The following is a 23,915-nucleotide window of genomic DNA, read 5'->3' on the forward strand; positions in this document are numbered from 1 at the left end:
CTAGTTATCTAGCTGTTTTGCCACCGTCGACAGGTATCACAGCCCCAGTGATGAAGGCAGCGCCATCGGTAGACAACCAGACACAAGTTTTTGCAACTTCTTCTGGAGTTGCCATTCTACCCAAAGCGTAAGATTTCATCCTTTCCTTTTTTACCTCTTCCGGGTTAGGTACATTGGCATAAAAAACATCATCCATTTCTGTTTGGATCCCGCCAGGACAAAGAGCTACAACCCGAATTCCGGAAGATCCGTATTCCAGAGCGGCGGACTTAGTAAGTCCAATGATTCCATGTTTAGTCATCGAATAAGGACCCGCTTTTTCTTTTCCTCGAACACCAAGTGCCGAAGAAACATTGATAATGACTCCCCCTTTCCCTTGAGCCAAAAATTGTTTTAACTCAAATTGCATAGAAAGAAAGGTTCCTTTTAAATTTACATCCATTACAGAATCAAAAATATCTAATGGATAATCTGCAGTTGCCTTCAAAACCCCAGAAATTCCTGCATTGTTGACCGCAACATCAACAGAACCATACTTTGAGACAATTGATTCAACAAAATTACGAACTGCTTCCGATTGTGTGACATCACAACGGACGAACATTCCCGTTCCACCTTGTTTTTCCAGGAGAGCCAGGGTTTCTTCCCCTTCTTGTTTTCTTCTCCCGCAAAATCCAACCACATAACCAGCGTTTGCAAATTCAAGGACGATGGATCTTCCTAAACCAGAGGTCCCTCCGGTTACTAATGCTACTTTTTTTCCGCTCATTGGATTTCCCTTTCTTCAATCAATCTTCCATAACGATTGATTGCTTCCTTTACATTGGCTCTATCTAATTCAGAAATCGACTCGAAACGAAACCCGGCAAAGAAAGTGTCTTCATTATTATCGTCTTCTTTGATCCATAATAAAATACAAGTTCCATGGACAAAACCCACAATATCAAAATGCATAAAAAATTCGAGCTGCCCACTATTGGCCAAATCACCCGGATGGATCCCTGAGCAGCGCACCATAAACCCAGAACTAGAAATATTTTCGATGGTTGAGACGATATTACGTCCATTATCCCTAACTGAAATGTTATTCTTAAATTGATCCAGAATGCGGAATCTGGGATCAATTTCATAAACTTCTTCCTGAGTAATTTTTAAGCGTTTGTATACTTTTAAAGGCAGGATACTTGCGGCCATTTCAATACGAGTGATTTCCTGATTTTCCTGGTAGGCAGTGATTTCTAATTTCGAGTAGTTCCAATAACCTGATTTACTGTTTTTGGTCTCGATGGCTTTGGCTCGGAGTTTAATCGGCATATTCATCTTTGCATATTGAAAAAACTCTGAGTTTAAATATAACAATAAAAAGGTGACTCCTTCAAAGGGAACCTTCCCATACATATGATTACAAGAAATTCCGAATTGTCTGGCGGCTTCTACAATTTGCATTCCCGAAATATGTTTTAGATTGGGTGGTGAAAAAAATTTATGATTCGGAGGAATATACAAATTCGCAAAAAAAGTATCTTTTTTGGGAATTGCTTCAATTGGCTCGAAGATTGCAGATATTTTCGATTTCTCTACATTGCCAACATAGTAGTCTCGACGTTTAACAATTTGAAGGATTCTAATCTCATCTGATTCTGTAACCTTATCATTTAGAATATAATGTTGGGATTCTGCATCAAAATGATAAAACTTACTAATAAAATCTCTCTGCGTATCATCAATCTCGGCTTCCGATAAAATCTTTTCTGCTGATTCTTTACGAATGCGATACGGAATTGTTTTGAGTTGGTAATAACTCCCACTAGAATCTTGTCTTTTTGCATAGTATTGTAGCAAAAAGTCAATTTCCCCTTGGTTTAACCTAGGAAAAACATCTTCTTCCATGACAACAGCCGTAACCATTCGAGGGAGAGCCCTTCGAATATTGGAAACGAAACTGTCGTCTTGGAAATAAGTCCGAGTGTATCTTTTATCAAGAGGTAAAACTGCTGGGAATTCTTCTTTATCAAAAACCTTCATTGGGATCAACCGAAAATCTCTTCTAGGGTAAGTCCGTAGATTCCGATAGGATAGAATTCAGCGCAACTAATTTAACAATGAATTGACAAATTTATGCCATTCTCACCTAACAATGGTTACTGAACATGGCGCGTAATGCACAACACGATCAGAAACGCTTCCCATAATGAATCTTCCAAGAATTCCGTGACCCCTACTTCCAATAACGATCAAATCGGCTTTTTCTTTTTCAGCAAGTTTGCATATTTCTTCAGCAGGGTAACCTTCTAAAATCACACGTTCCCATTTGACTGTGGTCTCATCCAGAATCGGATGTATCTTTTCAAATCGCTGCTCAGAGATCCATTTCACCCTGTCTTTTCCGGCAGGGGCCGCATCATAGTAGCCTGGCAATGGACCAAAATCCTCAATCACTTCCACAACATAACATTTTGCATTACTTGCCTTTGCGATTGCTAAACCAAACTCCAAAGCTTTTGCAGAACTTGGAGAACCATCAATAGGAATGATCAGTGTTTGAATCAATTTTTCCATACAGGAATTTTACCATTTTCTTCATTTTCGGAAAGTGAAATTCCTTTGATAAATGTCAAAATTGATAAAAGAGTACGCGGAATTTAGAACTTTAGAATTCAATCATCAATACAAATGAAATTTGGTGGGATTATTTTTTCCCACCCTCATCTTCTTTCGTTAAATAATAAGCTACAAGGATTGGAAGTGTTGTCACAAGAATCACAAAAACAGCCACCACATTTGTCACTGGTCTTTGTCTAGGACGAATGAATTCCGTTAACATCCAAATAGGAACAGTGGACTGTTGGCCCGCAGTAAAGGTGGTTACAATGACTTCATCAAAAGATAATGCAAATGACAACATCCCACCTGCGAGAAGTGCAGTGGCTATATTTGGTAAAATCACAAATCGAAATGTTTGCCAAGGGTTCGCACCTAAATCCATAGATGCTTCTACCATGGAGTGAGAACTTCGACGCAGTCTCGCCAAAACGTTGTTATAAACAGTGACAATACAAAACGTCGCGTGAGCAATCACAATGGTCCAAGTACTAAAAGGAATTCCAAAAAGAGACATGGCAGACCTAAGTGAAATCCCAGTGACAATTCCAGGCAAAGCAATCGGCAAAATCACAAGAAAGGAAATCACTTCTCTTCCAAAGAACTTACTCCGATAGACAGCAAGACAAGCCAAGGTTCCAAGGATGATAGCCATAACCGTGGAAACAGTCGCGACTTGAGAAGATAGAATGATGGCTTCCCAAATATCATTTCTTTCCCAAGCCACTCCAAACCATTTGAGAGTGAATCCTGGTAACGGAAATTGGAATGTTTTCTCATCAGTAGAAAAAGCATACATGATGATGATAAAAATGGGGATATGGATAAATAGAAAACCAAGGACGGTTGCAATTTTTAATCCAATTGTTCCGAAATTCCATTTAGAGGGCATCGAAAGCTCCTAATCGTTTTGCGATCATGAGATATACCATCATAATGATGATAGGAATCACGGAAAAAGCGGCCGCCAAAGGGATGTTACCTGCTGTTCCTTGATGGGTATAAACTGCCATTCCAATAAAATAACTTGAGTTTCCAATAATGGTTGGAATGATATAATCACCTAATGTGAGAGAGAAGGTGAAAATAGAACCGGCCACCACTCCCGGGAATGCCAACGGCAACACAACTTTACGAAACGTTTGAGCAGGGCCACCACCTAAATCAGAGGAAGCTTCGAGTAAAGATTTCGGAATCCGTTCTAATGATGCTTGGATAGGAAGGATCATATAAGGAAGCCAGATGTAAACAAAAACCAAAAACATCCCTATATAAGAAAAAGACAAAGAAGTTCCACCAATGACAGGAAGAGAAAGAACGACATCCAAAACATGTAAAAGCCCAAGTTCTTCCAAAAACCAAGTTAGAATCCCCTCTTTAGCCATGATGAGCTTCCACGAATAAACTTTCACAAGGTAACTCGACCAAAGTGGTAACATGACTCCCAAATAAAGAACCGGTTTTAATTTAGGACCAGCATACATTGCCATATAATAGGCAATCGGGAATGCAATGATTGCACTCACAAGCGTGACAGTAAACGCCATAGTAGTGGTACGAATGATGATATCCCAGTTGGTACTTTGGCGGAACAGATCATAATAAGATTCTAAAGTAAATTCTCTTTTGATCACTCCAGAGAAAGAGTCGATAGAGAAAAAACTTTGAATGAGGAGTGTAAAAAGAGATCCCAAATACACAACCCCAAGCCAAATCAGAAGTGGTGCTAGTAATAGAAATATCGCAAGACCCTTACGATAAAAAAGAAATGTAAAAAACTTATCAAAGGTAGTTGTCATTTACAAATCCTCAAAGTAAATGCATGTCGGAATCTTTCCAACCCACAAGCACTTCCGAACCAATTGCAATATGTTCTGCAGAAATTTTTAAATTTTGAGTGGATGCAATGATCCTCGAACCATTGGGAATTTCAAAATGCATTTTGGATGTAGCACCTGAATACACTTGGCTTTTTAAAATTGCTTTAAAGGTTCTGTAACCAGTAGAGTGATTGTCTTCCTTTGCATTGGCAAACACATGCACTCGCTCAGGGCGAATCATTCCTTTGCCAGTTTGGCCTGTAAGACGTTTTGTTTCTTCCAAAGAAAGAATATTAGAAGTTCCTACGAAGTTGGCAACAAATTCTGTTTTGGGGCGATCATACAATTCTTCCGGTGTGGCAATTTGCTCCACCTTACCTTTATTAAAGACTGCAATGCGATCCGACATCGAGAGGGCTTCTTCTTGGTCATGAGTGACAAAGATAAAAGTGATCCCCACTTCTTTTTGGATGGCTTTGAGTTCCAATTGCATTTCTTCTCTGAGTTTTAAATCCAGGGCACCGAGTGGTTCATCCAAAAGCAAAACTCCTGGGCGATTGATCAGAGCTCTTGCCAGCGCAATCCTTTGTCTTTGCCCTCCAGATAATTCAGAAGGTTTACGATTTCCCACATCGGGAAGGCGAACCATGGCAAGCATTTCAGAAACTCTTTGGTCGATTTCTTTTGTAGGAGTTTTTTTGATTTTTAAACCATACCCAACATTTTCCGCCACGGTCATGTGAGGAAACAAAGCATAGTCTTGAAAGACTGTATTTACATTTCTTTTGTAAGGCGGAATGCCTGTGACATCGACGCCTTCCAAAAGAACCCTTCCTGAGGTTGTATCTTGAAACCCTGCCACCATACGGAGGCAAGTTGTTTTACCAGACCCGGAAGGGCCTAACATCGAAAAGAATTCACCTTTTCGAATCCCGAAGGAGACATCATCCACCGCTATAAATTGGTCGAATTTCCTTGTTACATTTTGAAATTCAACATCGTAAACTTGGTCCATTCCCTCTCCTTCAGAACTTGTAATGTTAGGATATTTTATTTACTTCCAATGATGGAAATATAGTCTTCAGCCCATTTTTTATAAGGCACACATTTTCTTCCACCGGAACAATCTTCTTTTGGAGTTCTCCAGAATGCAATTTTTTCAAAGTTATTGAATCCGTTTACAGCACAACCTGTGTCTCCAAGTAAAGCATTTCCTTTACAAGCAGATGGAACGGAAGGAACAGATCCAAACCAAGAAGCAAGATCCCCTTGTACTTTTGGTGACAATGAATGTTCTAACCACTTGTAAGCACAGTTCACGTGTTTAGAATCTTTGTGTAACATTGTGCTGTCTGCCCAACCAGTCGCACCTTCTTTCGGAACGATGGAAGCTACAGGTTGTTTTTCACCCACAAGTAAGTTTACTTGGAATGGCCATGTAGAAGAAGCAACAAGTCCTTCTTTTTTAAAGTCATCCACTTGAACCATAGCATCATGCCAATACTTTGGAACAAGTTGTCTTTGTTTCTTTAATAATTCAATGACAGCATTGTATTGTTTTTCATCCAACTCATAAGGATCTTGGATTCCAAGTTCTGGTTTTGCTTGTTTTAAATATAAAGCCGCATCAGCGATGTAAATTGGACCATCGAATGCTTGTACACGACCTTTGTTTGATTTCCCATCAGGAAAAACTTGTTCTTCAAACACAACATCCCAACTTGTAGGAGCTTTTTTAAATACTTTTGTGTTGTACATAAGAACGTTCGGACCCCATTGGTAAGGAACACCGTAATGTTTTCCTTCTACAGTATGCCAAGGAGCATTTTGCAAACGAGAATCTACATTTTTCCAACTAGGGAGAAGATCAGTGTTAATCTCTTGAACCTTTCCTCCAGCAACTAAACGAAGGGATGCATCACCGGATGCAGTAACTAAATCGAACCCACCTTCATTCATAAGTGCTACCATCTCATCAGATGTGGCGGCAGTTTTTACACTCACTTTACAGCCAGTATTCTTTTCAAATTCAGTGACCCAGTCATATCCTTTGTCTGTTTCACCGCGCTCAATGTATCCCGCCCAAGCAACGATGGAAACTTCTCCCTCGCCTTGTCCGATTTCGGAAACCTTTGTTTCTTTTTTGCCGCAGGCAACCGCAAATGCGATTGTTAGGACTGCAACAGAAAAAATCACTCGTTTGTTTAAATCGAATTTCATAAACCTATGTGCTCCTGGTTTTACTTATGTCAGTGATTAGATATCAAAAATCCAAAATTAAGCAACCACTTACTAAGTTTTCAAAAAAAAGGTAGGAATTTTTATGCGTTGGGATTTCGATGAAAGCACAGGTTTCGTATGAAATACATCAAAGACAAAGACCTTTTTCGACAAGAAAACTTCATTGGTGGGGTATGGTGCCCTTCTGAAAATAAAAAAGAAATTTTAGTACATAACCCCGCAAACGGTGAGATCATCGGGAACATACCTCACTCAGAGGAAAAAGACACGATTCGTGCCATTCAATCAGCGAAAGAAGCACTGAATGATTGGAAATCACGTCCCGCAAAAGAACGAGCAGGAATTTTACGCAAATGGTTCCAACTCATGATAGACAACCAAGAAGATCTTGCTCTCATCATGACTCAAGAACAAGGAAAACCGCTAACAGAAGCTAGGGGAGAAATTGCCTATGCTGCATCATACATCGAATGGTTTGGTGAAGAAGCAAAACGTTCCTATGGTGATATCATTCCTTCCCATAGAAAAGATACAAGGATTTTGGTTTTAAAAGAACCCATTGGAGTGGTGGGAACCATTACACCTTGGAATTTTCCTGCGGCGATGCTTGCAAGGAAAGTAGCACCCGCACTCGCTGCAGGATGCACTGTTGTTTCGAAACCAGCAGAACTCACACCCTACTCTGCACTTGCGATGGCAGTGCTTGCTGAAAGAGCAGGACTTCCTAAAGGCGTATGGAACGTGTTAGTGGGAGATCCAATTTCGATCGGAAAAACAATTTTAGAAAGTAAAGAAGTTCGTAAACTTAGTTTTACTGGATCCACAAAAACTGGAATTTATTTAATGGAAAAATCAGCGGCTACCTTAAAAAAACTCTCACTAGAGTTAGGTGGCAATGCTCCTTTTATTGTTTTTGAAGATGCGGATATGGATGAGGCCATCAAAGGGGCCATGCTCTCCAAATACAGGAACACAGGACAAACTTGTGTGTGTGTGAATCGTTTTCTAGTCCAAACTTCAGTTGCGGAAATATTTGCAAAGAAACTAGCAGAAAAAGCCAAAGAACTCATAGTTGCCAACGGAATGGAACCCAATGCCCAACAAGGCCCACTCATCAATGATGCGGCACTTGAAAAAGTAAAAACTCATATTGCTGATGCCGTATCCAAGGGAGCCAAAGTCCTAACCGGAGGGAAAGAACATACTCTAGGTGGAAATTTTTTTGAACCAACAGTTTTGTATCCGGTAAGTTCTTCCATGATCGTAACTCAAGAAGAAACCTTTGGGCCTGTTTCGTGTATCCAAACCTTCCAAACAGAAGAAGAAGCCATTCGCCTTGCAAACGATACCGACTTTGGACTTGCTTCCTATTTATATACAAAAGATATGGCTCGCACTTTTAGAGTCGCCGAACAATTAGAATACGGGATGGTGGGAATTAACGAAGGACTCATTTCTTCAGAACAAGTTCCCTTTGGTGGAGTCAAATTCTCTGGAATGGGACGCGAAGGCTCTAAATACGGACTCGATGATTATACAGTAACCAAATATCTCTGCCTCGGAGGAATCAAATGACGGGCAATCAAAAACAAACAAACCAAACTTTATGGGAAAGAAGACTCGCAAACGTTCCCAGGGGAGTCACAACCGCTTATCCAGTGTTTGCTGAAAAAGCGAAAAATGCAGAAATTTGGGACATCGAAGGAAAACGGTTTATTGATTTTGGTGGTGGGATTGGAGTCCAAAACACGGGACATTGCCATCCAAAAGTACTCGCTGCCATCCACAAACAAGTGGACCAAGTTTTGCACACTGCCTTCCAAATTATGCCTTATGAGCCATATATCGTTCTTGCAGAAAAACTAAACGCGAAAGCACCGATTGATGGTGGAGCCAAAACCATCCTATTTTCTTCTGGGGCAGAAGCTTTAGAAAACGCGGTCAAAATTGCAAGGGCAGCTACAGGGAGACCAGGGATCATCAGTTTTCTGGGTGGATTTCATGGACGAACCATGATGGCGCTTGCCCTTACTGGGAAAGTGGTTCCTTACAAAAAAGGATTTGGTCCCTTCGCAAGCGATGTATATCACATTCCATTTCCTATGGAATACCATGGAGTGACAGAAGACGATTCGATCAAAGCACTCAACAATCTCTTCAAAGCAGACATCGATCCTTCTCGAGTGGCAGCAATTGCCATCGAACCCGTGCAAGGTGAAGGTGGATTCTATATTGCTTCTCCTAGTTTCCTTAAAAAACTAAGAACCATTTGTGATGAACATGGAATCCTTCTCATTGCGGATGAAGTACAATCTGGATTTGCAAGAACAGGAAAACTTTTTGCAATCGAACATTCAGGAATCAAACCAGATCTCATTACCACAGCCAAGTCACTTGCAGCAGGGATGCCGCTTTCTGCAGTGATTGGAAAAACTTCCATTATGGACGCAGTCGAACCAGGGGGACTTGGCGGAACTTATGCAGGAAATCCGGTGGCTTGTGCTGCGGGGATAGCGGTGATGGATCTCATCGAAGAAGAAGGGATTTTAGAGAAGTCAGTAAAACTTGGGGAACTGTTGATTGCGGAACTAAATGAAATCAAAAAATCATACCCCCATATCGGCGAAATACGTGGATTAGGTGGAATGGTTGCATTTGAACTCGTAAAAGATGGAGATGCAAACAAACCTTCTGCTGATCTCGCAAAAAAACTCACAACAAAAGCCTTGGAACATGGACTTGTCCTCCTCTCTTGCGGTGTGTATGGAAACGTGATCAGGATTCTAGTTCCCATCACGGCAGAAGAATCCATTGTCAAAGAAGGTCTTTCTATCATAACAAAAACACTAAAGGAAATATAACAAACGTATGAATGAATATAAACTTTGGATTGATGGTAAGTGGGTAAATACAAACGGCGGGAAACTTATGGACATCGAAAATCCTGCCACTGGAGAAAAGATTGCACAAGTGATTGATGCCAGTGCCGCTGATGTAGACAATGCAGCAAAAGCAGCTCACAGGGCTTTTTATGATGGCAGATGGTCGGGAATCACTCCAAGCGAACGTTCTAAAGCCATTTGGAAATTAGCAGATCTTTTAGAAGCAAAAACAGAAGAGTTTGCCAAACAAGAATCGCTCAATGCTGGAAAACCTTATAAAAATTTAAGTTTAGCTGGTGACATTCCTTTTGCTGTGGACAACATTCGATTTTTTGCTACCGCAGCTCGTGACGTACAGGGAAGCCGTGCAAACGAATACCAACCAGGATATACTTCCATCTTACGTAGAGAACCAGTGGGTGTGGTTGGTCAAATTGCCCCTTGGAACTATCCTTTACTTATGGCTGTTTGGAAATTTGGACCAGCACTCGCAGCAGGTTGTACTGTCATTTTAAAACCGGCACCAGGAACTCCAATCACAACACTTATGTTAGCTGAACTAACAAAAGAAGCAGGAATTCCTGATGGAGTGATCAATATTGTGACTGGTGGCAATGCCGCAGGTCAGGCCATTGTGGACCATCCACTCGTACGTATGGTTTCTCTAACCGGATCTACCGGAACGGGAAAAAATATTATGAAATCCGCATCGGATTCCTTAAAACGAGTGCATTTAGAACTCGGAGGGAAAGCTCCCCTTCTCGTTTTTGATGATGTAGACATCAATCTTTTTGCCGCAAAAGCAGCGTTTGGTGCCACATGTAACTCTGGCCAAGATTGTACGGCTGCCACAAGGATTCTGGTTCCCAAAGCCCTCGAGAAAAAAATCACCGAGGCCGTTGTTGATGCCATGAAAGCAGTCAATGTGGGTGATCCATTCAAGGACCAAACAGAAATGGGTCCTCTGATTTCTGCCATCCACCGTGAACGAGTTTTAGGATTTATGGATCGTGCTAAAAAACAAGGAGCTAAAATTCTCACTGGTGGAGAAATTCCGAAAGGGTTTGAAAAAGGATATTTCTTTGCACCCACGGTGATCACCAATGTCGAACAAAACTTTGATGTAGTTCAAAATGAAATTTTTGGCCCAGTTCTCACCATCCAATCCTATGAGAACGAGGAAGAAGGAATAAGATTAGCAAATGATGTAAATTATGGCCTTGCTTCATCGATTTGGACAAAGGATATAGCGCGCGCTATGCGAGTTGCCAAAAGGTTTGAGTTTGGAACCGTTTGGGTGAACGACCATTTGCCATTGGCTTCTGAAACACCGCATGGAGGATTCAAACAGTCCGGATTTGGAAAAGATTTGTCAGCCGAATCTGTAGGCGATTATCTAATCACCAAACATGTAATGGTGGGAGGAGTTTAATTTCTAGTCCCAATGTGAAACAATCGGATGTCCAAAAGATCATAACATCCCAAAAGAATCCGATTGTTTCTTTTTTCCATTGGTTGGCACCAAGCTTCCACTCATTCGATGATTTAGATAAACCGGGAACGATTAAACTAAAGCGGCTTGTTTTAAAAAATCTTTGAAGGTATCAATGTCTTTTGTGAAAAAAACTGGTTTTGGGGCCTTTGTCTCTTTCAAAAGAAACACAATCCCTTGGTTGTGGAGAACCACTTGCTCCAATTCTTCTGGGGTGTATGTATAAGTTACATTTCCAGAATGGAATAAAAACTTCCCATTCTCTTCTCTTAAACTTCCCGAACCGATTCGTTTGAAGTTTTTCAGTCCATCTTCCATAGAATCAATATCCGAAGACTCTTCACCAAACGTAAGTTTACCGGAATAATCTAAAAACAAAGTTCCTTCAATTTGGAATCTACTTTCTTTGGCGGTAGGAGGTTCCTCTTCCAGATTTCCATCCCCTGTGGGGCGCAAAACTTCCGATTTTTGAACTACCGAAGGAGTTGGTTCTTCAGGCAAAGAATAGGAAAGGTGACGGTCATCAGAAATGGCCCGTTCTTTTCGAATTCGTTCGTCCAGTTGGGGAGAGACTGAAGGGCCTTGCGGCATGCGGTATTGACCGGAAGTTTGGGGTTTTCTGGGAGTGTAAGATGCAGGCTTCGATTTTTGTGGAGAAAGAGCTACGTACAGAAAACATAGGACACCCACAAGGATCATAGCAAAGGCAGCAAACAACATACTACCTATATTATCTTGCCAAACAGCGAATCTCTTGATCACATTTTTTCTTTACAAGGGCTTCGGAAACGGAAACGCTTCCTTTATGTTCGAAGAAGAACCCTCTACCCTCAAAGAAAAAATCTATCGCGGAATCATTGCTCTCTTTTTATTCATTTTGGTCGGAACCCTTATCATCACCTTTTTGCCTGGTGACGCGGAACAAAGCCTTGTAGGCGCCATCACAGGCCAAAATTCGACCAAAGCAGGGACCATTGCGGGACGGAGCATCCCGGTCGACTACTTCAATGCCGCTAAACGTGATTGTTACTACAGATACCAACAATATGGCAGAGAAACGGCCCAAAACCCCGAACTTCTGAACTCATGTGCCTTCTCCACTGTGAAGGAAATTTACATTGCCAATGACATTGCAACCGCTGTCGGTTTCCAGGTTTCTGAAATTAGCATCAAACGTGAGATGTCCAAACAAGCACGTGAAATCCACAAGGAGTCTGTCTCGCAAGCAGGTTACGGAGAGGAAGATTCTCGTTCTCTTTCAGAAATCTACCAACAGATCTACCGTTCCGCTCCCATGAATTACCGTATCGATTCCTCTACGGGATACGCACTTTACCCAAACTTTTTGGACCAACCTTTCACTCCGACAGAAAACGAAGCGGAGCTTGAAGACGAAGCCAAACGGGCAAAAATTTCTTTCCGGATCGTGGCTGTTTCCGAGGTCAATCTCCTCAATGCTGTGGAAGCCAAAATCAACATTTCTGACGCAGACCTGCAAAAAGAATACGAGAAAGAAAAAAAAGACGGGACTCTTGCCAAGGATCCGTCAGGAAATTTCGTCAGTTTTGAATCAAGGAAACCCTTACTTCTATCCAAAATGAAATTTGATCGCAAAAGAAAAGAAGTCGAAGTTTGGAAAGGTCGCATTGCGGCAAAAGTTTCCGAGCCAAATGCGCTAGAAGCCATTGCAGCCGAAACCCTCCAACCGATCGAAACAGTATCCAATGTCTCTTTGTCTGATCTCAAACTAGTGACCTCCAATCGTGGCAATAGCTACCGTTTGGCGAACTCAAGCAAGTTCTGGGAAGCTCTTGCCAATGATCCTTTTAGCAAAAAAACCGTGGTTGGACCTTTCTCTGACAATGACAAACAGGTCTATGTGGAATTTGGTGCACTGACTTACGGACAAACCACAGCCAAAAAACCGACTGACCAAGCTGCAGATTTTTTGAAACAAAGGCAACTTCTTAGCTTTTTTCTTGAAATAAACCAGTCCATAGCAGCAGAATACAACGTAGAGAAAAAAGGCCTTCTCTCTTTAGAATAAATGCAAATTAAAGCCGACTTCATCAACCCGTTCCTGGAAGCAGCCACCATCGTTTTTCGCGATGTGTTACAACAGGATCTCATCCGAGGTAAAATCGGAATCAAGGATTCTCCCGCACCGAGCCACGAAATTGCGATTATCATCGGTGTGGTGGGTTCCTTTAGTGGTGAAGTGGTTTATAGTATGAACCTCGATGCTGCGTACAAAGTGTCCCGAAAACTAGTGCCGGGCCTCTCTGACGAAGATGTAAAAAATGAATACAAAGACATCCTCGGTGAGATTGCCAACATGACCACAGGTAATGCAATGAACATTTTCACTTCGGCAGGCCAATCAGTAGAGATCACAACACCTAATATCCAAGAGACAAATCACACTTCTGTTCGGTTCAATAAAAAACCAACACTCTCCATCAACTTATATTCTAAGTTTGGAAGAATTGAAGTGAATGTCGCAATCGCTTAAAGTTTAATTCTTAAATCGAAGAACCTAAAACCCGCAGTCTCTCGCGGGTTTCTTTTCTAAAATCATAACCAGGCACAGAAGTTTTTCCTTCCACTCCATTCATATAGAGTTGGTAGTATTTTAAAGACCGTTCCAAATCCCTTTCCTCCCAACTACTCTCATAAACCTTTCCCAAGTAATGATGAGCAGGAAGAAACTCTGCAGAATCTTTAAAATTCTTTATGATATTTACAAGTTGGTGGGCCGCCGAACGAAATTCCCTTTTACGAATCAGAAGAACCGCCATCGCATAATGAGATCTAGGTGTAAGTTCAGGGTGTTTTGGAAATTCAGTCACAAGTTTTAAGTATTCACGATAAGCTTTCTCTTCCGAATCAGGATTTCCAATGCGATCTAGAGAACGAGCTAGTTCAAATTGAGTTTTAATTTTGATATCTGGATCTTCTTGTTTTTCTACAAGACCTGTGGATTCTTTCTCTTTGCCATCAAGGCCAAATAGATTTGTGTTTTCTACACGAGAAAACTTTGCTGCATCCCCTTCTTTGCCATAAGAATCAGTAAATTCATTCTCTGCAGATTTTTTTTGGTCACGTGTGAGATATGCTTTTCCTTTTTGAAAAGAAGCCTGGGAAGGATCGATCACTTCCTTCTTTTTTTTCTTTTTATCAGCAGATTTTGTCTTTGTTGTAACAGAAGTTTGTGGGTTCACTGAAGCACTAGTTTCTGTATTTGAACTAGTTTGGTTTGAAGTGACAACAGTCGATTTTAGATCAGAATTGCTATTAGAGTTAAGGTTTTTAGAAGAACTACTATTTAGATCTCCAGGTTTCGAATTCTCTTGAGTTTCGGAATTTTGATTCCAGGTTTCCGGAAAAGGTAAAAACAATTCCGTTGTTTGTGCAGAAATCTTAAATACGGAAAGAACCGCAAAGAATAGAAAAATCAAAAAGTTTCGGAAAACAAATTTAAGGTGCAAAGACAAAACCTTCATCGTAAACTTTTAGGAATTCGTTCCAGACTTCTTGGTTTTCCAAGACCTTCACTAGGCTCCGGTGGTTTTGGTAATTTCAATGTTTCCAAATTCTTTTCTTCGTTTTTGGCCTTCACTTTTTTTTCTAATTCAGAAACTCGGTCGAGCATCCTTTGCATTCTAAGTTCTGAATCGGAATCCGAACCAGAAGTTGATTTTGTGTCTTCTTTGGGTTGAATCGGTTGTACATCAATCGGAGCAGGGATCAGTCCATCACCTGACGGAGTGTAGATGGGGGGAACAGAGGTATCTTCCGCTTTACGATTTCTAAAATCATACTCTTTCCCCAAAAAATCTTGTTCTTCGGGAATGGTATCATGTGAGTATCCATTGGATTCACGTTCACTGATAAAATCAAATTGCATCTTACGATTGGATTCGTATTTTAAATCTTCTGGGTCAGACATTCGAACATCTTTCCGTTTACGATTGTAGTCCCTTTCAATTTCAGTAAGAAACAAACTCCGGGTATCTTGAGCAAGTTGCAAACCTTGGGGTTTGGCATTCTCCCAACCATTACTCCAACCCACATAAATGGCCATAATCAGAAAAAATATAAAAAGCGAGATGGCAATTTTTTTTAACAGGTCTTGGACTTGCGGAGGGATCTTATCCACAAGGCCATCGACAGCACCCATCATCTTTTGGGTGTCTACATTGACTTTCGGTATATTGATATTTTTAATGTCCACGTTTACTCTTCCGAAATTTTAAAGACGACCCTTCTGTTCGTCCCACGGCCTTCTTCTGTCTGGTTGTCCGCAAGTGGAGCCGAAGAACCCTGACCAATCACTGCAATTCGCGATTCTTCTATTTTATGTTTAGACTTCAAATAATTAGCAACCGAATTTGCTCTTTCGAGTGATAACTTTTGGTTGGCTGATTTTGTCCCCACATTGTCCGTATGGCCTTCGATTGATACTTTCAAATTGGCAGATCTTCGCAAAATCCCTGCCAATCTGTCTAGTTCCGGCTCTGATTCTTTGGCAAGTTCAGCAGAGCGAAAGGCAAAAAACAAATTGTTCATCACAATTTGGTTTCCTTTTTTTAGTTTGGGAAGGACAAGAAGGACGGTTTTTTCTTTGTCCTCTTTTTCCTTACCCACCAAATTCAGGTTTTGTGAAACAGGCAGATATCCTTCCTTTTCACCGTAAAACCCATAATTCTCATCATAAGGCAGAATAATACTAAACTCGCCAGTATTTGGATCACTGACGGTGGATCCGATGGATTTTTTTCGAATCAAGGACTCATATTGTACATGAGCGGAAAGAGGTTTTCCTTCCTCATCGACAACCTTCCCTTTAATCACCACCACTGGGTCTGGTTGGAAATGGTGAGGAATAGCCGCCATATACAATTCTCCATCCCGAGATACATAAGCCCAATTCCCAACAGCCGGGATGCTAAAAAAGTTAACACCTCTTAGGTTTGATGATAATTCTTGTGGTTCCGACCAAGAAGTCCAAGAATCGTTTTGCCTTCTTGAAATGAATATAGAAATTCCTTCTTTTCGTCCAGAAGATGAGAAGTATAATGTTTTGTCATCTGGAGCAAGGAAAGGTGCCATCTCCTCTTCCCCGGTATTCAACGTATTTCCTAAGTTAATCCCTTCTTCAAAGACACCCGTATCATTCTGCAAACTTACATACAAATCCAACTTACCAAAATTTTTCTTTTGTTGGGCGGAATAAATCAGTGTCCGGCCACTCGATGCCAATGCCGACCCACCAAACACTTGTTGGTTTGGATTATCTGCCTTTCGATACCAATTATAAAAACTTGGAAAATTGATCGGTGTAGGCATTGACCAACCAGATTCTGTTTTATGAGTTTTATAGAGAGGAGCACGATTTTGAATTTTTTCAGAACGTTCTTTATATTCTGTTTCTAACTTAGTTAGGACAATATGAAATTCTTTTGGATTCTGTGCTTCTCTAGATGCAATTTGCGATTTGTACATCATCTCTTTTTTGAGATTGTCCAACATTTCCTCTTCGCCAAAATTACCAAAAACAAAAAGTTCATTCCCTCCAGGAAGAGCTGAAATCACAGCAGATGGGAAACGATTGTTCAGTGGGCTAGGGAGTTGTTCCCCTTGCATCCAAAATCCGTATTGGTCTCGTTTGGCGGCCCAGATTTTTTGTGTGGATCTACCACCTTCACGGACAAGAGCCGTCCAAAATAAAATTTTTCCATCCGGAGTTGATTGTGGATTAAAAGAAAATAGGCCCCCTGTCACATACCTAGGGATTTTTTTCAAAGTCCAATCTGGAGTTTTACCAGATTCAAAAGGTTCTATCTCATAACGGATGGGGCTACAAGTATCTCCTTGCACATCGCATAACATCCGTATCTTTTTTCCTGCCAAATAAGCCAGTTCTTCCTGTAAAACACCACTACTGATTCGAAAAACCTGTTTGTCTGTGCGAAGGAGATGGCCTGTATTCAGGAGGTCTCCCTCAAGAACCTGGATTCCATTTTTTACACTTTGTGAGCTAATGAGCCCATTCCCAAAAAGGAGGAGAATGATGATGAGAATCCGTGCCATACCATACGAAATGTCGGTTGAAACCTCCGATTCCCTTAGAAAATTGACTTATGATCCAAGCTAGCGGCATTACAGTCTCCTTCGGGAAAAAACCTCTTTTCGAAAACGTCTCCATTAAATTCAAACCGGAATGCCGTTACGGTCTGATCGGAGCCAATGGTTCCGGAAAATCGACCTTTATGAAGGTTTTAGCGGGTATTTTACAGCCTACAGCCGGCTCTGTCGTTGTGGACAAGGACATGAAGGTCGGATACCTCAAACAGGACCACTACGAATACGAAAACGAAACCGTTCTCGGAACCGTCCTACGGGGAAATCCTGAACTTTGGAATGTGATGGCGGAACGAGATGCCATTTACTCCAAAGAAGAAATGACAGATGAAGACGGAATGCGAATCTCCGAAATCGAAGAAATCTTTGCCGATATGGGTGGGTATGAAGCCGAGTCCGTGGCAGGAGAACTTCTAGAAGGTCTCGGAATTCCTACTTCCGCCCATAACAAACCATTAAATTTTCTCACCGGCGGCTTCAAACTCCGCGTCCTTCTCGCCCAAGTTTTATTTTTAAAACCCGATGTCCTACTTCTGGATGAACCAACCAACCACTTGGATATCAAAACCATTCACTGGTTAGAAGAACTTCTAATAAACTACGAAGGTGTGGTCATTGTGATTTCCCACGACCGTCACTTCATCAACTCCGTTGCCACTCATATTGCCGATTTGGATTACAATACCATTCGTATGTTCCCAGGAAACTACGATGATTTTATGATCGCTGCGGAACAATCCCGCGAACAGCTCATGAGTGATAGTAAACGTGCGAAAGAAAAAATTGCCGACTTACAAGAGTTTGTTTCTAGATTCTCTGCGAACGCAAGTAAATCCAAACAAGCCACTTCTCGCCAAAAACAAATCGAAAAAATAAAAGCAGAGATGGTGGATGTAAAACCATCTTCCAGAGTTGCTCCTTACATTCGTTTCAAAGCAAAACGCGTTTTAGGAAAAGATGTTTTTGAAGCGGTGAACATTTCCAAAGCTTATGATGAAAAACCAGTCATTAAAGAATTTAGCACCTCTATCACCAAAGGGGAAAAAGTAGGAATTGTAGGAACCAACGGTGTTGGGAAAACGACCCTTCTCAAAATGTTATTAAAAAAATTAGATCCAGATTCGGGTCAGGTGAAATGGGGAGATTCTGTAGAAACTTCCTTTTTTCCGCAAGACCACCGTGAGGCGATGGAACCGGATGCAGACACGCTCGTGGAATGGTTATTACGTAACTCACCACAAGGAACCGAAGTACAAGAAATTCGTGCCATCCTGGGTCGAATGCTTTTCAGCGGTGACATGGCAAACAAATCCACAACAGTTCTTTCCGGTGGAGAAAAATCGAGAATGATCATTGGGAAGATGATCCTTGCTTGTGACAATGTCATTGCACTCGATGAACCAACCAACCACTTGGATTTGGAAACTATTGAAGCTCTGAACTACGCCTTGTCTTTGTTTGAAGGAACAGTCATTCTTGTTTCCCACGATAGAGAGTTTATCTCTTCACTTTGTACAAGAATCATCGAAGTAACACCGGAAGGAATTAAAGATTTCAAAGGGAATTACGAAGAATTTTTGGAACGAGAAGGAAACGACTTTTACAAACGCCTGACAGGTGGAGCGGTCATCGCTACTTAAAATTGCAATTGCAGGGAAAGATTAAGAGATTGGATCTCTTTCCCTGCCATAAATTCCGTATTAAAACTAAAATCTCCCTGACCAAACTTAAATCCCAAACTTCCATACCCAAACCCTGATCTGTGGTTGTGTCTTGTTGCCAATCGAATCCCTAAGGCACTTGGAACAGAACTAAAGTCATCTGGATTTTCCATCGTAGAAATTGCGGCAAAACGGGTTGCCTGAATGGCCGTATAACCATGATTATATACAGCTCCAATTCCAGGAATGATCGATAAAAAACCGACTGTATAATTATATTTTAGATCAAAGGAGGCAGAGGTGATTCTTGACTGATAAAATAAATCGTTTTGGCCCATCCAACGCCTTTTATCTCCATCAATCCGAAACTGAGTAGGTCTTCTGTCATAAGCACTTAAATAAATGTCTTGGTTGGTTTGAAACAGTCCAAACCCCAAAGAAAACCCAGAATCAACAGGGAAATATCGTAAAACAGCTCCATAATTAAAAACCCTTCCGTTCACCTCAGTATTTCGTATTTTTACAAAAGGGATGTTGGCTTCCCCAAATTCGTAAGGGAAAAAATGAGTTGTTAGATTCCATTGTTTAGCACTCGAACCTCGAAACCATTCACCTAAATTGACCGTAAAACTAAGAGAAGGCGAAGCAGCCACGCCCGCTTTGGGTAAAGTCCGGAGTTCCGAATTTTCATAGTAAAAATCACGAGCTTTCTCCTCACCACGAGAAGCCGTATAACCTAACCCCACTCGGTAACGACTGACATTGGCACCTCCCGATTGGTTGGAATTTAAATTTTGTAAAACAGCATTGTCTCCCATTGAACGAAGAAATCCCTTCGTATAAATTCGATCAAAGACAGGTTCTACTAGATTTCCTAGTATTTTGTATTCAGTGGGAATATTGGAACATTCTTCCCCAACACAAACTACCTGAGCTTCAAGTTTGAACAAGGCCAAGGGAATCGAAAAAATAAAAATAATATAATAAAGAAAAAATCTCATAAGGAAAAGTGGATTCCTAAAACGGAATCAAGGAATATAACTTATGTTATTTTTGATTTTGCAACCAATCTAAAAAAAGATCCATTGCTTTTTTACGATGGGATACTGTATTTTTCTCTGATTCGGGAACTTGAGAGAACCGTTTTTCAAAAGGGGGATAAATAAAAATAGGATCATACCCAAATCCATATTTTCCTTCTAGATCGTAGTCTGCGGCAATAAAACCATCAACCCGTCCTTCAAAAGAAACAACATGGTCTGCATCCACATAACTCACTACACAACTGTAATAAGCCTCACGTCTTGTTTCGGCACCTAACTTTTGCAAAAGGTAAAGGGCACGTTCTTTATCGGTAAGACCAGGTCCACCAAATCGTGCAGAGTAAACACCAGGTTCTCCTCCAAGGGCCGGAACCGAAATTCCAGAATCATCCGCAAAGGAAGGAAGACCTGTAAGGCGATAGAGTTCTTTCGATTTGATAAAAGAATTTCCGGTGAAGGTGGTTTCGGTCTCTTCAGGAGAAAAAGAAATTCCTAAATCTTTAGGGAGGACTACTTCGTACCCATAGGGTGCAAGTAACATTTGCATCTCTTTCCATTTGTGTGCACTACCAGATGCAAATGCTAATTTTTTTGTCAGTGGGAATCTTCCTCATCAAGTTGGAATCCTTCCATGGCTGCAGATAAATCAGGAAAGATTTCAAATACCTTGTCGAGCATCGTGATTTCAAAAAGTTGAATCAAATCTTCATCTACAACGATAACCTTAATGTCTCCATTCATTGGCTTTAACTTGCGTTTTGTGGCAACAAAGATACCAAGCGCCGTTGAACAAATATGATGCACTTTGGTTAAATCTAGAATGATTTTTTTAACAGAGCTTTGCGTGAGTTTTGAAAGTTCTTTTTCAATTTCATCGGAATCAACCTTGAGGATGGCCCCAGAAAACTTAATAATCCTAATGTCATCCTTGACTTGAACATCCATTCGATTCAATCACCCCCACTTAACAGTAAAACTACGCAAGTTACCTTTCTGACGCCAGCTTGTTTGTACAACCTAGCAATTTCATTGACTGTGGCACCCGTCGTAAAGATATCATCTACGATTAGAACATGAAGTCCTTCCATGATTCTATCACTTTTTGTGAATTTGAATGCCTTTTTTGCATGAAAAAAACGTTTTTCAAACCCCAAAGAAGATTGTCTGTCCACTGAAACCTTACGCAAATTAGTATCTCTCCTGATTTTCCAGAGTTTTTCCCATTTCCCAAAGAGGGCAAAGGAAGCATGGTATGGCCTTGGACTCGCCTTGGGAGAGGAAGGGACAAGGGTCATTAAGTCCGGCGGATCGTTTTTGAGATGATTGGCTAAGGTTCTTTGTCCCAAACAAAAATACTTTGCCAGGTCTCTTTCATTTTCAAATTTCAGAGATTGGAAAATTGTCCTTTCGAAACTACCTTTTCGTTGTAAATAGTAAACCTCGTCATAAAAAACAAATCGATCTAATGGGAGTTCGACCTCCTTGGGTTTTAGATTTTGTTTTTGTGATAAGTAATGGTTTTTCGTGCAAGGTTTACAGACCGCCATAATTTCTGAAAAGAGATCATGGGAACCACAATTCACACAAAATTTTGGGAAAACAAAGGATAAAAAAGAAACCCCTCTCATAATGAAAGGGGTTTCTGTCCGCGCAGATGCGGTTCTAAATTTTTAGCAAAAATTACTTAGCTGGTGTTGTCGCTGCCGGAGCAGGAGTTTCTACCTTAGGAGCATCAGTTGATTTTTGAATGGTCGAAGTTGGAGGAGTTAAATCCACAGTGAGTTTTATTTCTACTACATCGGATTGGTTTCCTACATTGTCCACTGCCATTGCTTTAATGACATGGTCACCTTGTGTTTCGATAGAAATTGCTTCTACGTAAGGTTTGTATTCTTCTTCGTCAACTTTTACTAGAACTTTTTTAATACCAGATTCTTTATCAGTTGCATTTACATAGAATACGTTTCCTTTTCTTTGGAAATTTTTTCCGTTGATGTCAACTAATGGGAAAGAGGGAACGATTTCTACTGTTGGTTTTACATCATCCACAGTGATGATGAGTGATGATTCTGGAGAAGAGTTTCCAGATTTATCAGTTGCAGAATATTTTACTACGTTAGCTCCACCGTTTTCCAATTTGATTGGATCAGCATAAGCTTTTGCTGCTTCTTGGTTGATGCTGAATTGGATTTTTTCAACACCAGTTTGTTGGTCTTCAGCAACAAGTGTATAAGTATTGTTTTTAGAAGCGAAAGGAACTCCGTCCAAAACAAAGAACTGTTCTTGAGGGATTAAACTCACTCTTGGAGCAGTGTTATCAACATGAAGGACAAGAATTTTTGGAGTTTCAGCATTTCCAACTTTGTCTACAGAACGGTAATAAACTTCAGTAAGACCTTCTTCAGAAATACGAATTGGTTGCGTGTATTTTCTATACTCGCCGTTTTTTGGTTTCCATTCGATAAAATCAATTGTAGAAGACTCATCTTTTGCATCTAATGAAAAAGTAGTTTTACTTGTAATGAAAAGAGCAGATGGATTAGAAGCAGCAGCTCCCGATTCTTTTTTGTCACCCAATATGTCTTTTACAGTTGTCTCAACTTTATCAACACCGTCTTTGGCTTGAGTAGAGGTGGATTCTGTTTTTTTAATTGCCTGGTCTTTTGTAGAAGTAGTGGCTTTTGGTGCAGCAACTTGTGCTGTGATTTGGCCTGCGAAAGATATTGTCAGTATGGCCAAAAGGTATTTGTGCGCCTGCATTTGTATAAGTCTCCTTTTTACAGATAAAACATATATATCCCCCTTCTAAGGAATTATTGTCAACATGATTGCACTGAAAAACTTAAGGAAACTGACACTTTTTCTTTTCTTGTTTGGAATGGTTCCGATTCTGGCTGAGGCAGGAATTTGGCGAGAGATTCTACTCGAGAACTTTGAATTATCCAATTACAATCAGGAAAACTTGCGTACTAAATTGGAAAAAGGAACTAAACTTCCGGAAATCTCCCTTTCCACGAATTTTACAGCTCCCATCCCAGGATCCAAACAAGCTTTGGTTTTACGAATTCCTAAAGATGCCAATTTCCCTTTTTCTTTATACTTTCCCAAACCCATAGAGGTAAATGCATTCATCAAAGAAATGACCATTCCCGTTTATTCCTCACAATCTAATGGGAACCTAACACTCATCATAGAATCGCAAGATGCTGAAGTAAGACAATTGAATTTGACCTCTCTCAATTATCGTGGTTGGAAATCCATCACCGTTTCTATCTCAAAAAACTTTGATCAAAATGACCGAGTTTTTCTCCAAAAAAGCTCCATACGAATCTTGGGGTTCTTTTATTTGCCTTATGAAAATAATGACCCGAACCAAGAGGTTCTAATTGCCATTGATGACATAACTGCCATTGTGCGAGATAAATATAGGCCCCTTCGTAACAAAGAAATCCTTCTCGAAGACTAAATTTTCACACGATTGACCGAAATCTTGGCGTAAAAAACTCTTTTCTTCCCAACCTCATGACCGAACCTGATCCTAAATGCAAATGGAACTGTCCCTAGAACAATACGAAACCCTGCTGAAGCTAGTGTATATGGGAGACTGGGTCATTTCCACCTTACAAGCCAAGGATCGGTCAGAAGACGAACCAGATACGGACTCTCGTTTTGCCGATGTGGTACGCCATGTTTTTGCACAAGCGGATCATGCCGGTCTCGGAAACATCGTCCAAATTGACCAGAACAACGGAGAACCATATTTAACTCGAGAGTTTGAAGAAGAAAGTGGGCTCGTTGATATCTTAGAAGATTATGAAGACGAAGTATTTTGGCAGGCGCTAATCGAAAGACTCGCACACAGAGATTTTCTTCGCCACTACGGTGAAACAGCCATTTCCCAAATGGCAATTGAAGAACGAATCGAAAAAGAAACTCCCTTCCATGACAAATGGGCCCAAGAGTTTCACGAAAACGGTCTCGAAAATTTAAAAATCTAACCGGCCCAACTCATAAAAAATAAACTTTTACTT

24 protein-coding genes are annotated in these 23,915 nt (G+C 40.7%); 8 read left to right on the top strand and 16 right to left on the bottom strand.

The features are described 5' to 3' along the window. Positions 1 to 4: 4 nt before the first annotated feature. The 7 genes from CH361_RS15170 to CH361_RS15200 all read right to left on the bottom strand — a co-directional run bounded on the left by CH361_RS15170 (position 5) and on the right by CH361_RS15200 (position 6,641). Positions 5 to 769 (bottom strand): SDR family NAD(P)-dependent oxidoreductase, encoded by a 765-nt coding sequence (locus CH361_RS15170; RefSeq protein ID WP_100791656.1) that lies wholly within the window; start codon positions 767 to 769, stop codon positions 5 to 7. Beyond that, positions 766 to 2,025, bottom strand: a complete 1,260-nt coding sequence (locus tag CH361_RS15175; protein WP_100791657.1) for an AfsA-related hotdog domain-containing protein — start codon at positions 2,023 to 2,025, stop codon at positions 766 to 768. Before CH361_RS15175 ends, CH361_RS15170 begins: the two co-directional genes overlap by 4 nt. Positions 2,026 to 2,127: 102 nt before the next feature. Next, on the bottom strand, positions 2,128 to 2,559 hold the full coding sequence (locus CH361_RS15180; RefSeq protein WP_100791658.1) for a universal stress protein: 432 nt from the start codon (positions 2,557 to 2,559) through the stop codon (positions 2,128 to 2,130). Between the two features lie 130 nt (positions 2,560 to 2,689). Then, positions 2,690 to 3,493, bottom strand: coding sequence for an ABC transporter permease (locus CH361_RS15185; protein WP_100791659.1), 804 nt, complete (start codon positions 3,491 to 3,493; stop codon positions 2,690 to 2,692). After that, a complete protein-coding gene (locus CH361_RS15190; RefSeq protein ID WP_100791660.1) occupies positions 3,483 to 4,400 on the bottom strand; it encodes an ABC transporter permease in 918 nt (305 codons plus the stop codon). The genes CH361_RS15185 and CH361_RS15190 overlap by 11 nt, the downstream gene beginning before the upstream one ends. A 10-nt stretch (positions 4,401 to 4,410) precedes the next feature. Further along, entirely contained in the window at positions 4,411 to 5,436 is a 1,026-nt protein-coding gene (locus CH361_RS15195) for an ABC transporter ATP-binding protein (RefSeq protein WP_100791661.1), read from the bottom strand. Between the two features lie 35 nt (positions 5,437 to 5,471). Further along, on the bottom strand, positions 5,472 to 6,641 hold the full coding sequence (locus CH361_RS15200; protein WP_100791662.1) for an ABC transporter substrate-binding protein: 1,170 nt from the start codon (positions 6,639 to 6,641) through the stop codon (positions 5,472 to 5,474). A 138-nt stretch (positions 6,642 to 6,779) separates the two neighbouring features. On the opposite strand from CH361_RS15200, the gene CH361_RS15205 reads away from it, so the two are divergent. Genes CH361_RS15205 through CH361_RS15215 form a run of 3 tightly spaced genes read left to right on the top strand, consistent with a single transcriptional unit; the run spans position 6,780 to position 10,976 of the window. Beyond that, entirely contained in the window at positions 6,780 to 8,237 is a 1,458-nt protein-coding gene (locus CH361_RS15205; RefSeq protein WP_100791663.1) for an NAD-dependent succinate-semialdehyde dehydrogenase, read from the top strand. Then, complete coding sequence (gene gabT / locus CH361_RS15210) at positions 8,234 to 9,523, top strand: 4-aminobutyrate--2-oxoglutarate transaminase (protein WP_100791664.1); 1,290 nt, start codon at positions 8,234 to 8,236, stop codon at positions 9,521 to 9,523. The genes CH361_RS15205 and gabT overlap by 4 nt, the downstream gene beginning before the upstream one ends. Before the next feature lie 7 nt (positions 9,524 to 9,530). Next, a complete protein-coding gene (locus CH361_RS15215; protein ID WP_100791665.1) occupies positions 9,531 to 10,976 on the top strand; it encodes a gamma-aminobutyraldehyde dehydrogenase in 1,446 nt (481 codons plus the stop codon). Between the two features lie 132 nt (positions 10,977 to 11,108). Here the strand turns inward: CH361_RS15215 and CH361_RS15220 are convergent, their stop codons facing one another. Continuing rightward, a complete protein-coding gene (locus CH361_RS15220) occupies positions 11,109 to 11,798 on the bottom strand; it encodes an LIC_11490 family protein (protein ID WP_244279907.1) in 690 nt (229 codons plus the stop codon). Positions 11,799 to 11,841: 43 nt separating this feature from the next. On the opposite strand from CH361_RS15220, the gene CH361_RS15225 reads away from it, so the two are divergent. Beyond that, positions 11,842 to 13,083 carry a hypothetical protein gene (locus CH361_RS15225; RefSeq protein WP_100791667.1) on the top strand — a complete coding sequence of 414 codons (1,242 nt, stop codon included), beginning with the start codon at positions 11,842 to 11,844 and terminating at the stop codon, positions 13,081 to 13,083. Further along, positions 13,084 to 13,548, top strand: coding sequence for a chemotaxis protein CheX (locus CH361_RS15230; protein ID WP_100791668.1), 465 nt, complete (start codon positions 13,084 to 13,086; stop codon positions 13,546 to 13,548). A gap of 10 nt (positions 13,549 to 13,558) precedes the next feature. Here the strand turns inward: CH361_RS15230 and CH361_RS15235 are convergent, their stop codons facing one another. The 3 genes from CH361_RS15235 to CH361_RS15245 are packed head-to-tail and all read right to left on the bottom strand — an operon-like array spanning position 13,559 to position 17,129. Further along, on the bottom strand, positions 13,559 to 14,539 hold the full coding sequence (locus tag CH361_RS15235; RefSeq protein ID WP_100791669.1) for a tetratricopeptide repeat protein: 981 nt from the start codon (positions 14,537 to 14,539) through the stop codon (positions 13,559 to 13,561). Beyond that, a complete protein-coding gene (locus CH361_RS15240) occupies positions 14,536 to 15,270 on the bottom strand; it encodes an LIC_11485 family protein (RefSeq protein WP_100791670.1) in 735 nt (244 codons plus the stop codon). The genes CH361_RS15235 and CH361_RS15240 overlap by 4 nt, the downstream gene beginning before the upstream one ends. A 2-nt stretch (positions 15,271 to 15,272) precedes the next feature. Beyond that, positions 15,273 to 17,129 carry an OmpA family protein gene (locus CH361_RS15245; RefSeq protein ID WP_100791671.1) on the bottom strand — a complete coding sequence of 619 codons (1,857 nt, stop codon included), beginning with the start codon at positions 17,127 to 17,129 and terminating at the stop codon, positions 15,273 to 15,275. 50 nt (positions 17,130 to 17,179) lie between these two features. On the opposite strand from CH361_RS15245, the gene CH361_RS15250 reads away from it, so the two are divergent. After that, positions 17,180 to 18,820: an ATP-binding cassette domain-containing protein gene (locus CH361_RS15250; RefSeq protein ID WP_100791672.1), complete on the top strand. Its 1,641-nt coding sequence runs from the start codon at positions 17,180 to 17,182 to the stop codon at positions 18,818 to 18,820. Here CH361_RS15250 and CH361_RS15255 read toward each other — a convergent pair. From CH361_RS15255 to ompL47, 5 genes are all read right to left on the bottom strand, one after another. Further along, positions 18,817 to 19,842 carry an Lsa36 family surface (lipo)protein gene (locus tag CH361_RS15255; RefSeq protein WP_100791673.1) on the bottom strand — a complete coding sequence of 342 codons (1,026 nt, stop codon included), beginning with the start codon at positions 19,840 to 19,842 and terminating at the stop codon, positions 18,817 to 18,819. The two genes, CH361_RS15250 and CH361_RS15255, sit on opposite strands and share 4 nt — an antisense overlap. A gap of 46 nt (positions 19,843 to 19,888) precedes the next feature. Beyond that, on the bottom strand, positions 19,889 to 20,482 hold the full coding sequence (gene rdgB / locus CH361_RS15260; protein WP_100791674.1) for an RdgB/HAM1 family non-canonical purine NTP pyrophosphatase: 594 nt from the start codon (positions 20,480 to 20,482) through the stop codon (positions 19,889 to 19,891). Further along, a complete protein-coding gene (locus CH361_RS15265; RefSeq protein WP_002974559.1) occupies positions 20,479 to 20,829 on the bottom strand; it encodes an STAS domain-containing protein in 351 nt (116 codons plus the stop codon). The genes rdgB and CH361_RS15265 overlap by 4 nt, the downstream gene beginning before the upstream one ends. Positions 20,830 to 20,834: 5 nt before the next feature. After that, a complete protein-coding gene (locus tag CH361_RS15270) occupies positions 20,835 to 21,431 on the bottom strand; it encodes a ComF family protein (protein WP_244279909.1) in 597 nt (198 codons plus the stop codon). A gap of 133 nt (positions 21,432 to 21,564) precedes the next feature. Next, positions 21,565 to 22,644, bottom strand: coding sequence for a multi-beta-barrel domain surface protein OmpL47 (gene ompL47 / locus CH361_RS15275; RefSeq protein WP_100791676.1), 1,080 nt, complete (start codon positions 22,642 to 22,644; stop codon positions 21,565 to 21,567). 64 nt (positions 22,645 to 22,708) lie between these two features. Between ompL47 and CH361_RS15280 the strand changes: the two genes are divergently transcribed. After that, on the top strand, positions 22,709 to 23,350 hold the full coding sequence (locus tag CH361_RS15280) for a flagellar filament outer layer protein FlaA (RefSeq protein ID WP_100791677.1): 642 nt from the start codon (positions 22,709 to 22,711) through the stop codon (positions 23,348 to 23,350). 82 nt (positions 23,351 to 23,432) lie between these two features. Continuing rightward, entirely contained in the window at positions 23,433 to 23,882 is a 450-nt protein-coding gene (locus tag CH361_RS15285) for a hypothetical protein (protein WP_231292532.1), read from the top strand. The last annotated feature ends 33 nt before the right edge of the window (positions 23,883 to 23,915 follow it).

It is taken from the genome of Leptospira brenneri, from assembly GCF_002812125.1.
GTDB classification, from domain to species: domain Bacteria; phylum Spirochaetota; class Leptospiria; order Leptospirales; family Leptospiraceae; genus Leptospira_A; species Leptospira_A brenneri.

Bases quoted from the DNA above. Each gene is read 5' to 3' on its own strand.
- CH361_RS15170 (WP_100791656.1), bottom strand. From the start codon at position 769: ATGAGCGGAAAAAAAGTAGCATTAGTAACCGGAGGGACCTCTGGTTTA.
- CH361_RS15175 (WP_100791657.1), bottom strand. From the start codon at position 2,025: ATGAAGGTTTTTGATAAAGAAGAATTCCCAGCAGTTTTACCTCTTGAT.
- CH361_RS15180 (WP_100791658.1), bottom strand. From the start codon at position 2,559: ATGGAAAAATTGATTCAAACACTGATCATTCCTATTGATGGTTCTCCA.
- CH361_RS15185 (WP_100791659.1), bottom strand. From the start codon at position 3,493: ATGCCCTCTAAATGGAATTTCGGAACAATTGGATTAAAAATTGCAACC.
- CH361_RS15190 (WP_100791660.1), bottom strand. From the start codon at position 4,400: ATGACAACTACCTTTGATAAGTTTTTTACATTTCTTTTTTATCGTAAG.
- CH361_RS15195 (WP_100791661.1), bottom strand. From the start codon at position 5,436: ATGGACCAAGTTTACGATGTTGAATTTCAAAATGTAACAAGGAAATTC.
- CH361_RS15200 (WP_100791662.1), bottom strand. From the start codon at position 6,641: ATGAAATTCGATTTAAACAAACGAGTGATTTTTTCTGTTGCAGTCCTA.
- CH361_RS15205 (WP_100791663.1), top strand. From the start codon at position 6,780: ATGAAATACATCAAAGACAAAGACCTTTTTCGACAAGAAAACTTCATT.
- gabT (WP_100791664.1), top strand. From the start codon at position 8,234: ATGACGGGCAATCAAAAACAAACAAACCAAACTTTATGGGAAAGAAGA.
- CH361_RS15215 (WP_100791665.1), top strand. From the start codon at position 9,531: ATGAATGAATATAAACTTTGGATTGATGGTAAGTGGGTAAATACAAAC.
- CH361_RS15225 (WP_100791667.1), top strand. From the start codon at position 11,842: ATGTTCGAAGAAGAACCCTCTACCCTCAAAGAAAAAATCTATCGCGGA.
- CH361_RS15230 (WP_100791668.1), top strand. From the start codon at position 13,084: ATGCAAATTAAAGCCGACTTCATCAACCCGTTCCTGGAAGCAGCCACC.
- CH361_RS15235 (WP_100791669.1), bottom strand. From the start codon at position 14,539: ATGAAGGTTTTGTCTTTGCACCTTAAATTTGTTTTCCGAAACTTTTTG.
- CH361_RS15245 (WP_100791671.1), bottom strand. From the start codon at position 17,129: ATGGCACGGATTCTCATCATCATTCTCCTCCTTTTTGGGAATGGGCTC.
- CH361_RS15250 (WP_100791672.1), top strand. From the start codon at position 17,180: ATGATCCAAGCTAGCGGCATTACAGTCTCCTTCGGGAAAAAACCTCTT.
- CH361_RS15255 (WP_100791673.1), bottom strand. From the start codon at position 19,842: ATGAGATTTTTTCTTTATTATATTATTTTTATTTTTTCGATTCCCTTG.
- CH361_RS15265 (WP_002974559.1), bottom strand. From the start codon at position 20,829: ATGGATGTTCAAGTCAAGGATGACATTAGGATTATTAAGTTTTCTGGG.
- CH361_RS15270 (WP_244279909.1), bottom strand. From the start codon at position 21,431: ATGGCGGTCTGTAAACCTTGCACGAAAAACCATTACTTATCACAAAAA.
- ompL47 (WP_100791676.1), bottom strand. From the start codon at position 22,644: ATGCAGGCGCACAAATACCTTTTGGCCATACTGACAATATCTTTCGCA.
- CH361_RS15280 (WP_100791677.1), top strand. From the start codon at position 22,709: ATGATTGCACTGAAAAACTTAAGGAAACTGACACTTTTTCTTTTCTTG.
- CH361_RS15285 (WP_231292532.1), top strand. From the start codon at position 23,433: ATGGAACTGTCCCTAGAACAATACGAAACCCTGCTGAAGCTAGTGTAT.